Here is an 11,107-nt window from a genome sequence, read left to right as displayed (position 1 = left end):
GGTTGTGCGGTAGATTTTGTGTGTAGGCTTCTTCATTTGAAAATTATATCGCTGAAAAACCCTTTACAGATAGGTTTGTGCAACAAAGCCACAAAAAAACATTAGTTCCCTCGATAGGTTGAATAACCATATGAACTTAGTAACAACGGAATATGGTAATGATCTAAACTACCATCAATTACAAAAACCACTGGCACTTCTGGGAAGAAAGTACGCTTGTTGTTTGCTTTAAACCAGTCGCCAGTTTTAAAAGTTACTCTGTAAACACCTTTTTGAAGATCTGTTTCGGCTGGATATAGAGCCTTGATACGACCATTTTCATCCGTTTTAGCTTCGTTGAGCTTTACCCATTTTTCACCCTGCTGCGCTTCAAGTGTAACTGCAATATTAGAAGATGGAAGACCAGTTTCTTGATTAAGCACATGAACACTTAAAGGATTTGCCAAAGTGAATGTTGAAAATGCAAAACTTGAAAGAGCAAGCGTAAATTTTTTCATAAGTATCAAGTCACAATAAGCAAATAATCGAAAAAGTGTACTTAAAATGAGAGATTATTTAAGTTAATTTATGTATAAAAAAAGGATGCAATTGCATCCTTTTTACTTTTTATACAATAGCTTGAGCTTAGCGTGCGCGTCCACGTGGAGCTTTTGTATTTGGGCGAGTAGTACCATTGGTCTTACGACGTGGTTTCTCATGTTCTTCCATTTGCCAAATACGTTTAGTACCCGATTTTTTCTTAGTACCATCTTTATTGACTTTCTTATTAATCGGCTTGCCACCTGTACCGCCTGGTTTCTTCACGTAAGAGCGTGAGCGGTATGGCTCTTCTGCAGGAACATTTTGAAAGTCAGGATAAAGTAATGGTTCAATTTCTCTAGTTTCGCCAGATTCAAGACCCATCTGTACTAAGTCGATTGATCCAATTTTAGTGCGAATAAGACGTAAAGTTGGGAAACCCACTGCTGCAGTCATACGTCGAACTTGGCGGTTACGACCTTCGCAAATCGAAATTTCAACCCAAGAAGTAGGTACAGAAGCACGGAAACGAACAGGAGGATCACGATCCCATAACCACTCAGGCTGTTCAACTTTTACAGCTTTTGCAGGTAGAGTCATACCGTCTTTAAGCTCTACACCTTTACGAAGCTGTTCTAAAGCCTCTTCAGTCACATCACCATCAACTTGAACCAAATAAGTTTTAAATTTCTTGTTGGCAGGGTTGGTAATGTACTGATTTAAACCACCATGGTCGGTTAAAAACACTAGACCTTCAGAGTCCATGTCTAGACGTCCAGCAAGACGTAAAGTCGGATCGTTAACGAAATCAGACATTGTCATATGTGCTTCGTCTTTACGAAACTGGGAGAGAACGCCATAAGGTTTATTGAGAATGACGATTTTCATATAAAAACTTCAATAATGTGCAAATGGTGAAAGGTCTGACTTATCAAGAATTTATGAACATCCTGAATTGATCTGAGGATTCGATCAATGAAGTCAAACAAAATAAATAGGGGAATTGGTGACTATTATGCGTGATTCAAAAAAGAAAGTATCGTATTGATCAAAAAAAATATGTAATTCTGACGATTTAATCGGTATAAGCAGGCTTTTATTGGTTTATGACAAGTGCTTTTAATTTAATCAATACAATGCAAACGTCGATCAGAAGCTAAAATTTAACTCAATTTAAGATGTTGGGTTGTATATGAAGAAAAGGATTATTGGATCACTCATTGCAATCAGTTGGATGCTTACTGCTTGTCAGCCCCCAACTTCAGGCGAAACAGCAGGAATACAATATCTATATTTATACTGGAAACTTCAACAGCAAGCGTTGACAGAGCCGTTGGCGATACCCGTTGAAGGAGTCAAAGTAACTCAAATAGCAGATACTTGGGGGGCGGCACGTTCAAATGGTCGTACACATCAAGGAATTGATATTTTTGCCAAACGAGGTACGCCTGTATTGAGTGCAACACAAGGTATTGTAAGTCGTATCGGCACAAACAGTTTGGGAGGTAAAGTCGTCTGGGTGGTAGGACCTCAGTTAAGTCGCCATTACTATGCACATTTAGATGAATATGCAGCACACATCCAAGAAGGTGACTGGGTTGAAGTCGGTGAAGTGTTAGGATATGTGGGAAATACTGGCAATGCGATCAATACACCTCCGCATTTACATTATGGGATTTATTTAACGAGTGGTGCTACGAATCCATATCCATATTTAAAACTAAAGGAATAAGTCACGTTAATACAAGTAAACAAATGAGAGAGCCTTGTAAGCCTCGTAACATATATCAATTTTAATCCTCTGAAATTTAAATAGCTTACACAATGGAAGTTACGATGCAGTATTTTGATACAGCTCTATGCTCGCAGTTTCGTTCAAAAGGTTTATGGTTATTTGTACTGGTCTAATTCAAGTGAAAAAGAATTTAAGATCAGTATCAAAAAAGTGATAATCATGGAGATATGAAATGAGTAATCAATACAATCAAGATCAAAATGAGCAACAGCAACAAAATCACCAACAACGTCAACAAGGTCAACAGCCACATCAACAACAACCGAATCAGCAGCAACAGCAACAAGATCAACAGCAGCAGGATCAGCAACAGTCCCGTCAACAATCACAACAGCAATCTGATTTAGATCAACAAAATCGTTAATCCATTAATCATGAATTGAATGGGAATTTAGGGATGAATGCCCATTCTTGTCAGTAAATTCAAGCATTAACAATTTAAAGTGAATGACACGAGGAAGATAAGATATGACGAATAAGTCCAAGTTAAAAATTAAAGATTTAAAAGATCAAATTAAATCGAGACTAAAGAAAATTTCTAAACATGAATCTAAGTTAAAAGATTTAAAGAAAGCGCTCAAAAAGAGTAAATAGCAAAAGACCCTCATGTGAGGGTTTTTTTATGGAAGATCATTAGAAATATACAGTTTATGAACGAATCTTTGTGAAGCAATAATTTATAGTCAAGATTGAAATTAATCTATGATTTGAAATGATAAAAGATTATTATTCTCAATTAGAAGTTTGGAAATATTAGGGTGTATTTATGAAAATGTATCAAGTTGATGCCTTTACTACAGCGTTGTTTCAGGGGAATCCTGCAGCTGTAGTGGTCAGTGAAGAATGGCTTGATACATCACTCATGCAAAATATTGCATTTGAAAATAATTTGGCTGAAACGGCTTTTGTTAAAATTATTGATGATGAAAATTATGAAATCCGTTGGTTTACACCTAAAGTTGAAGTCGATTTTTGTGGTCATGCCACTTTAGCGAGCAGTTATGTACTTTTTAATGAGTATACTCAAGCGAAACACATTAAATTTCATGTTAAAGATTTAGGAATTTTTACCATCACGCGACAAGACGATGGAAAAATCACAATGAATTTCCCAGTTCGAATCCCTCATTTAACTGAAGAGTTTCCTGAATTATTAAAAGAAGTGGTTGATCGTCCAATCAAGGAAATTTATCAAAATCAACAAGCTTATATTTTAGTCTTGGAAAGTGAACAAGATGTGCTTGATACCAAACCTAATTTTGCCAATATTAATGCAATTGCTGAAGCATATGAGGTCAGTACCTGCATTACAGCATCTGATCATCCCGATATTGCTATAACTGCAGCTTCAGAACAATATGATTATGTGGCACGTTATTTTGCACCACATAAAGGCATCAATGAAGATCCTGTAACAGGTTCTATGCATACAGGATTAGCACCCTTGTGGGCTGAGAAATTGGATAAAACAGAACTTATTGCTTTTCAAAGCTCAGAAAGAGGTGGCGTGTTGTATTGCCAACTTAAAGAGAATCAAAGAATTGAAATTTCTGGCTATGCCAAACTTTATATGAAAGCTGAAATTTACCTTTAAAACATAAACCCTATTGATCACACCCTTAGCAGTCGTGTGATCAATTTTTTTATATCAATAATTGGAAGAACAATGCTAACTCGTTTTAAAAAACTTTCACTTACTTTAATGATCGTTGCGGTCAGTTCTAGCTGTTTAGCACAACCTATTTTGGTCAAGACTGAACAAAATATTGAAGAATACAAACTAGAAAATGGTTTACTGGTAATTTTGGCACCGATACCTAAAGAAAATAAAATTTTTATGAATATGGTGTATTTAACTGGAGCTTTGAATGACCCACAAGGTAAAGGTGGTTTAGCACATTTACTTGAGCATCTCGCGTTTAAAGGCACAGAAAATGTAAAAGGAGATGAGTTTCAACGTCGTCTAGATCAGCATACGCTCATGAGTAATGCGATGACTGACTACTATTCTACCCAGTATATGAGTGTCATCCGTCCAGAAAAAAAAGCCATTGATGAAATGTTGTATCTGGAGGCAGAGCGAATGGATAAGCTCGTACTTCAGGAAAAATTTGTTCCGTCAGAAATCGCAATCGTAAAACGAGAGCGTGAGGTTCGAATGGATCAACCTTTTTCAGTATTGATGGATCAAATTTGGAAATCTGCTTACGGAAATCAGTATCTAGGTCGTCTACCGATTGGTGATTTAAATGAGCTTCAGTCAATCAACATGAAGGAACTGAATCAATTTTACCGACAATGGTATGCACCGAATAATGCAGTTCTAGTGATTGCAGGTAAATTTAATAAAGCGGATATCCTGAAAGCAGTGGATAAAAATTTTAATCAAATTCCTGCGCGTCAAATTCCTGAGTCAACCCAAGTTCCAATGCTTGATTCGACCAAGATCAAAGATCGTCAATTTATCGTGCAAAAGGGAAGTGATTTAGGCAAATACAATATTTATCTCAATGGCACCCAGCAAAAAACACAGACTGCACTCGCTTTAGCACCTTATTTATTTACAATGCAACCTAGTGGTCATTTGTACAAAGATATTGTAGAAACAGGTACGGCTACACAGGTTCAATCGACGACATGGTTAACACCCGATTTTAATCTTGTTTTTATGGGGGCAGTGTATGCTCCTAATCACGACGAGAAAAAAGTTGCCCTGTCTCTAGAAAAAGGAATTGAGAAAAAGCATCAATTTAATGAAACAGAATTAAATCGTGTCAAAAACATGATTAAAAATGGTCAAGAGAGCATGATGACCAATGCCTCTTCTGTGGGTGGTTTCATTAGTGATTATGTGGTTTCATCCAATGGGGATTGGACAAAATATTTTAAAGATCAAGCAGAGATACAAAGTTTAAATGTCGATCAGGTTAATCAGGCAATAAATCAATTCTTGGTTGCTGAGCATCGCATTTCGGGAGACATACAACCTACGCCTGAGGATCAAAAAAAGGCACTCGAGCTAGACGCTCATGAGCAAGAATCAAAAACTTTAGATCAAGTGACAACTCAAGAAGAGCCTTTAAAAGACCCAGCTGTGTATAAAGCTGAACTGGCTGAGCACTTAAAAAATTCCAAACAGTATGTTGAAAAGTTAGAGAAAAAAATCAAGCGTGGTACTTTGAAAAATGGGATGCAGTATGCACTATTCCCAACGTCAACTCGCGATGACAAAACTTACGCATCGATATCTTTAAATTTCGGGACAGCACAATCACTCAAGCATCAAGGTGAAGCACTAGGCTTTATGTCTTATTTGCTTTTGAGAGCATCTGAGCAATATAGCTTGCAAGATATTGCAGACAAATCAATCGAGGCGGGTGGTCGAGCATCTGCGTCTGCTGTTGATAATGGTATTGTGATTAACGTATCTGCGAAGAAAGAAAAATTTCCAGAATTCTTCAAGTTTATTGTCGACGTTATGAATAATCCGAAATTTGAGCAGAGTCAGTTTGACCTCATCAAATCACAAACATTATCGTCATTAAATCGACCATATACAGAGCCTGAAACTGTAGCGGGACTGACTATCGCTAGAATCGTAGAGCGATATGAACCAGGTGATTTGCGATATCATTTTGAACCTGAGCTAGCAAAGCAGCAAATTGAAACCATCACCAATGATCAAATTAAAGCTTTATACCAAAAGTATTTTACAACTCAAAATGGTCAAATATCGGTGACTGGTGATTTTGATGACAAAGCCATTCTGAAATACTTGAATTCATCTTTAGGTCAGTCTAAGACAAAAGAACCATACCAACGTTTGCAGGGCAGTCATATAGATTATCCTGCTCAAAAAGTTCATGCGCTGGCTGAACAGCGTCAATTTGGTAATTATCAAGCGGTTATTGCCATTCCAGTGGGTAATAATCATCCTGATGCAGAAGCATTATATGTGTTGAGCCATATTCTAGGCGAGTCACAATTATCATCACGCCTTGCCATGGAGTTACGTGAAAAAAATGCGTTGGTTTACAGCTTTGGAAGTAGTTTGAGTTTGGATAATTTTATCAATGCTGGTGCTCTAGGTGTAAGTGCTAATTATGCAGCTGGAAAATCAGCTCAAGTTTCTCAAGGTGTGCATAAAGTATTCACTGACTTATTAAAGAATGGTGTGACGGAGCAAGAGCTTGAAGCGGCTAAAGCCAATATTATGAAACAGCGTGTCACGAATTTAGAGGATGAGCGCCGTATTCATCGTGGATTGAACAGTCAGCTTGAGCAAAATAAAACACAGCTTTTAAGACTAGAGCGTGATCAGGCATTTGCAAAACTGACGAAGAAAGATATAGATGCAGTGATCAAAAAATATATTAAGCCTGAGTTTTTGGTTGAAGTTATGGCAGATCAGTATGGTAAACCACAACCTGAAATGATTTCAAAGCCTAAAACTTAGAACCACAATGTACGATTAAAAAAGGCTCATTCGATCGTGAATGAGCCTTTTTTTTTAAAGCTTATAAAATTGCTGCGCATTTTTACAAAATATCTGTTCAACAACCTCTGAATTATAGGCAGCAACAATGTCGCTAAAGGCATCAATGATATTTGTAAGTGATGTGCTCACTTTATCCATCGGAAAGTTGGATGCAAACATGACACGATAAGGTCCAAAACATTGTAAAGCATGATTAATCATAGGAGAGACCAATTCAATGATTTGTTGTTTAGATGCTAAGGTTCGTCGTGTATGAAATTGATGACCTAAAACAGGCATGAAGAGTCCAGACATTTTTGTATACACATTCGGACATTGAGCTAATTCTGCAAGATCTTCTTTCCAGTGGAAATAGATATTGTCTCGCGCAGTTTGGGTGATTCCTGTGTGTTTACCTACTGGGCCGAATAAACCTACTGGTGTGCCTAAATGGTCTAAGATAATCGAAGTCTCAGGAAAACGTTTTGCCAAAGCAATAACATCTTTAAGCTGGCTAGAATAAACCCAAGCATCGAAGCTTAAATTGTACTGGGCTAATGCTTCAAAACCTTTTAAAAATTTTCGATCAGTGTAGAGGTGGGGGTCGTCGTTCCATGCATGAATTCCAGGATCTTCATGATGTGCAGCCATTTTTCGGATACCACGAAAATATGGAGATGCCTTTTTATGCATTTTAAGAATTTTTTTGAAATTGCTTTCGCGAGGATCAGCTGTTGCAACGATTCCAGCCAATTTGATGTTTTCTTGAGAAAAAGGAAGCTGCTGAATAAATTGCGTTTCTTCTACAACGCCAGTCCCTTTTTGATGATGCCAGCTGGCTTCGACATGTACAACACGGCTCACAGTATAATGTCCAATGTCTTTGTGGTAATCTGCTGGTAAATAGGGTGCTGTGATGTAATCTGTAAGTCCTACTGTATCAATTAAATCTTTAGGTTTTACGAGACGAACGACTTTATCCAATATTTTTGGATGTTTTCCAAAAAGCTTAACAGCTAAAGCGGCAGCATGCGGTGTGTGATAAGGATCCCATTGATGGATATGAGCATCGACGATGGGAAAGTTGAGTTGATTCATCGCTATCCTTAGTTGAGTCATCAATAAGAATAACATACGAGAAATTGATCAATTTTTGAATTGCATTTTCGTTTGAATATTAGAGTTTAAGCATTAAAAAAGCCCCCCTAAAGGAGGCTCAATGCACACAATGCAAATCTATTTAATGTTCGTGGTCATGTTGTTTATTTGCATGAAACTCTTCATTACGACGGAAGCGAAGGTAGTTCTCAAACTGTTCGCAGTATTCGTCATAATTATCTTCAAGCATCATGTGAAACTGTTGCATGATATAAGACATCACTTGTTCTTTAGCATCACGCATTTCATTGCCATCTTTAAAGTTATTGGCAGCAACCCATGTGTTAAAACGAGCAGTACCAAATAGCATCGCAGCACTGACTTGACCACGAGCATCGGCTGGTTTAACAGTAGAACCTTTTTCAACACGGCAAAATTCATTGGCTTGCTTAATAAATTCATCAGCACGTTCGAAGAAAATCGCATTCAATGCTTCTTCTTCAGTGACATCAGTCGCTTGAATCTTTTGAACCATGAATTGTTCCTAATAAATAACTTAATTCAAGCACTATTATAGGCAAAGGCTTGCATAAACTAAACCTTTCACTTAATCTAAAAATAGCCTAAGTAATTTTCATGAGCCTTTCTATGCAAGATGCTATCGCAGTTCAAAGTTTAAAAAGTGATATTGCGTTACTGAGACAGAATATTTGGCCACCTGTCGATCTTGCGAATGTCGAAGGTCTACCCATTTATTATGGAACCAAAGAGCAAGTTGCTGCATATTACCAGCAGTGGACAGGTCTAATCGGAAGGGCACAAGATTTATTTCAACCTTTTATGGAAGACGAGGTTTTAGATGCCATTCATTTACCGAGTCATCTAAATTTACCGCTGTTTTATTTTTATGTAGATCGAATTCGCATTAATAAAACACGTGCAAAGGAATCAAAGACTTTTCGTGGTATTGCCAGTGTGTTAGAGAAGTGTGGGCAGTTTGAACCTGAACAAGTTTTAGCAATGAGTCGCTGGTTGGATCATGATGACACTGCTGCATTAGTTGCGCATCGCGAATTTATAGATTTAAGAACTTATGTATTTCAGCATGGACAAAGTGAATATACGCGAACACGATTTTATGTAAATGGTATTGTCTTAAGTGTTGAGCCTCATTTCGAGTTGGTTGATGCTCGCGATAAACCACGTAAGCAACGAAATGACTCATATAGCGATCCATTGGCGGATAACAACACGTGGCGTATTTATGGTAAATATCGTTAGTTGGGCTGATTGAACTTAGTTTAGACATTAGAATCAACGATTAGCTACCTTATAAGAACAAAGCTTCTACGATCAATATCCAAACTTATTGATTAGTATTGTTTTAAATAGTCATCACAAAAAATAACTAATTTCAAGAATAATGACCGAAAAGATTAAACAATTTAAAAAGGCGTGGATGTTATTCCGTCAACATGATGAAAATGGATTAAGTGTATTCTTCGTTTTAGCCATACTTCAAATTTTAATTATTGGTACGAGTGTTGGTTTACCGTATTTGTTTAAGCTGCTGATTGACCAGACCAGTGAGCCTGATCATTACTATTCGATTCAAGACTTTTTTCAAATTCATCTGCTCTATTTATTCGCCGTGTCTTATGCACTCGCTTGGTTTATCAATGAGGGGATGAAGAATGTAAATAATTTTGCCATGTCTATGATGATCAGAAATGTTGATGCATCCATGCTTAAAGCTGGTGTATTTAATTTTCTCGATTTGAAATTAAAAGATCAACGTCAACAAGATATCGGTGTATTTAATGCAAATCTAATTCGTGGCAGCGAAGCACTTGGTACAATTATTTTTACTATATTTTTTGTTATTGTACCTACGGTATTTAAAATCTTAGGTATGGTGTATGTGCTCGGAAATACGATCAATCTTGAATTTGGTGTGTATTTTTTCGTATTCTCAGCTTGTACAGTTGCTTTATCGCTGATCATTACCTTTAAGACACAAGATATCTTTACGATTATGTATGGTGCTCGAAATCAACTGAATCAATTTGTGATTGAAAAACTACAACAAAGTTATGATATCAAACTCAGTCATTCGAAATATTACGAATTTGAAGAGTTTAGCCGCAGAATCGATGATTATAAAATAAAGACTCAGGACACCTATAAAAAACTTCAGTATCTCATGATATATCAACTGTTATTTGTATCATTTTTTCTTTTGGTATTCATGGTTTTATCAGTCTATATGTTTGAATATCAAAGTTTTAGTTCAGGTGATTTTGTTTTAGTCAGTACTTATATTATAGGTTTAACCATTCCTTTAATGATGATGTCTCAAAATATCATTCATTTGAAAGGTCATATTGTGGCTATTGATCAGTACCTAGAATATTTTGAATTGGAACATGAGTCATTCAGTACGAATGATCTAACAGCTGAGGAACAAAAAGAAAGTGCGGTGGCATATTCATTTCAAAATGTGACATTTGATCTAGGTCAGCAGACGATTGAAAATTTTAATTTAGACATCGTGTGTGGAAAAATATATTTAATTCAGGGGCGAACAGGTATTGGAAAATCAAGTTTCCTCAATTAATTGGTCGGAATAGAAAAGATCAAATCTGGACGACTATTCTTCAGAAATTTAGAGATCACTTCAGTATTTTCAGAAAAAATATTTGATCAGATTGCTGTGGTCAGCCAAACTCCGATCATTTATTCAAGCTCATTAAGACAAAATTTGATTCAAAATACTGAGATCAAATATTCTGATGAGGAGCTTAAACATTGGTTAAAAGAGTTTGATTTACTCATTTTGTTGGAAAAAAATAAAATTGAGTTAGACGATGATATTCAAGAAATTTACAAAAATTTCTCTGGTGGTGAAAAACAACGATTGAACATCATTCGTGCATTATTAAAACAACCAAAGCTTCTGATCTTAGATGAACCTACAGCAGCCTTAGATGAGAAAACAAGTTCGAAAATTTTAAAAATTACTCAAGAGCGAGTTGAAACGGTCATTATGATTTCTCATGAACGTATGGCGACAGAAATTGCTGATGAAATTATTGATTTCAACATCATTTTAAATTCTAACAATGAGGGGCTTTGTTGCACAAAGATTTGAAATGCAAAGCGCCCCTAATTGAGCCAAATTTAAGGCGTAACTTGGGTAAGTGGTCGACCTAATTCCG

General features: G+C 36.5%; 11 protein-coding genes. 7 read left to right on the top strand and 4 right to left on the bottom strand.

The annotated features are described in order from the left end of the window. Positions 1-101 precede the first annotated feature (101 nt). Together uraH and AC1M9D_RS13455 are read right to left on the bottom strand one after the other, a co-directional pair. Positions 102-497 carry a hydroxyisourate hydrolase gene (uraH, locus tag AC1M9D_RS13460; protein ID WP_481593492.1) on the bottom strand — a complete coding sequence of 132 codons (396 nt, stop codon included), beginning with the start codon at positions 495-497 and terminating at the stop codon, positions 102-104. Positions 498-624: 127 nt separating this feature from the next. Continuing rightward, positions 625-1,407, bottom strand: a complete 783-nt coding sequence (locus tag AC1M9D_RS13455) for an rRNA large subunit pseudouridine synthase E (protein WP_481593491.1) — start codon at positions 1,405-1,407, stop codon at positions 625-627. 304 nt (positions 1,408-1,711) lie between these two features. On the opposite strand from AC1M9D_RS13455, the gene AC1M9D_RS13450 reads away from it, so the two are divergent. From AC1M9D_RS13450 to AC1M9D_RS13435, 4 genes are all read left to right on the top strand, one after another. Beyond that, positions 1,712-2,251 (top strand): M23 family metallopeptidase, encoded by a 540-nt coding sequence (locus tag AC1M9D_RS13450; protein ID WP_481612391.1) that lies wholly within the window; start codon positions 1,712-1,714, stop codon positions 2,249-2,251. A gap of 235 nt (positions 2,252-2,486) precedes the next feature. Further along, a complete protein-coding gene (locus AC1M9D_RS13445) occupies positions 2,487-2,678 on the top strand; it encodes a hypothetical protein (protein WP_481612390.1) in 192 nt (63 codons plus the stop codon). A gap of 402 nt (positions 2,679-3,080) precedes the next feature. Then, a complete protein-coding gene (locus AC1M9D_RS13440; protein ID WP_481612389.1) occupies positions 3,081-3,908 on the top strand; it encodes a PhzF family phenazine biosynthesis protein in 828 nt (275 codons plus the stop codon). Between the two features lie 72 nt (positions 3,909-3,980). After that, positions 3,981-6,770, top strand: coding sequence for a M16 family metallopeptidase (locus AC1M9D_RS13435; protein ID WP_481612388.1), 2,790 nt, complete (start codon positions 3,981-3,983; stop codon positions 6,768-6,770). A 54-nt stretch (positions 6,771-6,824) separates the two neighbouring features. Here the strand turns inward: AC1M9D_RS13435 and AC1M9D_RS13430 are convergent, their stop codons facing one another. Continuing rightward, positions 6,825-7,889 carry an amidohydrolase family protein gene (locus AC1M9D_RS13430; protein WP_481612387.1) on the bottom strand — a complete coding sequence of 355 codons (1,065 nt, stop codon included), beginning with the start codon at positions 7,887-7,889 and terminating at the stop codon, positions 6,825-6,827. 142 nt (positions 7,890-8,031) lie between these two features. Further along, complete coding sequence (locus tag AC1M9D_RS13425; protein ID WP_481612386.1) at positions 8,032-8,424, bottom strand: DUF3144 domain-containing protein; 393 nt, start codon at positions 8,422-8,424, stop codon at positions 8,032-8,034. A 113-nt stretch (positions 8,425-8,537) separates the two neighbouring features. Here AC1M9D_RS13425 and AC1M9D_RS13420 point away from each other — a divergent pair, with 113 nt between their 5' ends. The 3 genes from AC1M9D_RS13420 to AC1M9D_RS13410 all read left to right on the top strand — a co-directional run bounded on the left by AC1M9D_RS13420 (position 8,538) and on the right by AC1M9D_RS13410 (position 11,040). Continuing rightward, positions 8,538-9,170, top strand: coding sequence for a hypothetical protein (locus tag AC1M9D_RS13420; protein WP_481612385.1), 633 nt, complete (start codon positions 8,538-8,540; stop codon positions 9,168-9,170). A gap of 142 nt (positions 9,171-9,312) precedes the next feature. Next, positions 9,313-10,506: an ABC transporter ATP-binding protein gene (locus AC1M9D_RS13415; RefSeq protein WP_481612384.1), complete on the top strand. Its 1,194-nt coding sequence runs from the start codon at positions 9,313-9,315 to the stop codon at positions 10,504-10,506. Further along, positions 10,507-11,040, top strand: a complete 534-nt coding sequence (locus tag AC1M9D_RS13410; protein WP_481612383.1) for an ATP-binding cassette domain-containing protein — start codon at positions 10,507-10,509, stop codon at positions 11,038-11,040. Positions 11,041-11,107 lie beyond the last annotated feature (67 nt).

The sequence above is a fragment of the Acinetobacter sp. ANC_7682 genome (assembly GCF_056779795.1).
Note: the sequence above shows the minus strand (reverse complement) of the source record. Positions and strands in the feature narration are given on the sequence as shown.

Bases quoted from the DNA above. Each gene is read 5' to 3' on its own strand.
- uraH (WP_481593492.1), bottom strand. From the start codon at position 497: ATGAAAAAATTTACGCTTGCTCTTTCAAGTTTTGCATTTTCAACATTC.
- AC1M9D_RS13455 (WP_481593491.1), bottom strand. From the start codon at position 1,407: ATGAAAATCGTCATTCTCAATAAACCTTATGGCGTTCTCTCCCAGTTT.
- AC1M9D_RS13450 (WP_481612391.1), top strand. From the start codon at position 1,712: ATGAAGAAAAGGATTATTGGATCACTCATTGCAATCAGTTGGATGCTT.
- AC1M9D_RS13445 (WP_481612390.1), top strand. From the start codon at position 2,487: ATGAGTAATCAATACAATCAAGATCAAAATGAGCAACAGCAACAAAAT.
- AC1M9D_RS13440 (WP_481612389.1), top strand. From the start codon at position 3,081: ATGAAAATGTATCAAGTTGATGCCTTTACTACAGCGTTGTTTCAGGGG.
- AC1M9D_RS13435 (WP_481612388.1), top strand. From the start codon at position 3,981: ATGCTAACTCGTTTTAAAAAACTTTCACTTACTTTAATGATCGTTGCG.
- AC1M9D_RS13430 (WP_481612387.1), bottom strand. From the start codon at position 7,889: ATGAATCAACTCAACTTTCCCATCGTCGATGCTCATATCCATCAATGG.
- AC1M9D_RS13425 (WP_481612386.1), bottom strand. From the start codon at position 8,424: ATGGTTCAAAAGATTCAAGCGACTGATGTCACTGAAGAAGAAGCATTG.
- AC1M9D_RS13420 (WP_481612385.1), top strand. From the start codon at position 8,538: ATGCAAGATGCTATCGCAGTTCAAAGTTTAAAAAGTGATATTGCGTTA.
- AC1M9D_RS13415 (WP_481612384.1), top strand. From the start codon at position 9,313: ATGACCGAAAAGATTAAACAATTTAAAAAGGCGTGGATGTTATTCCGT.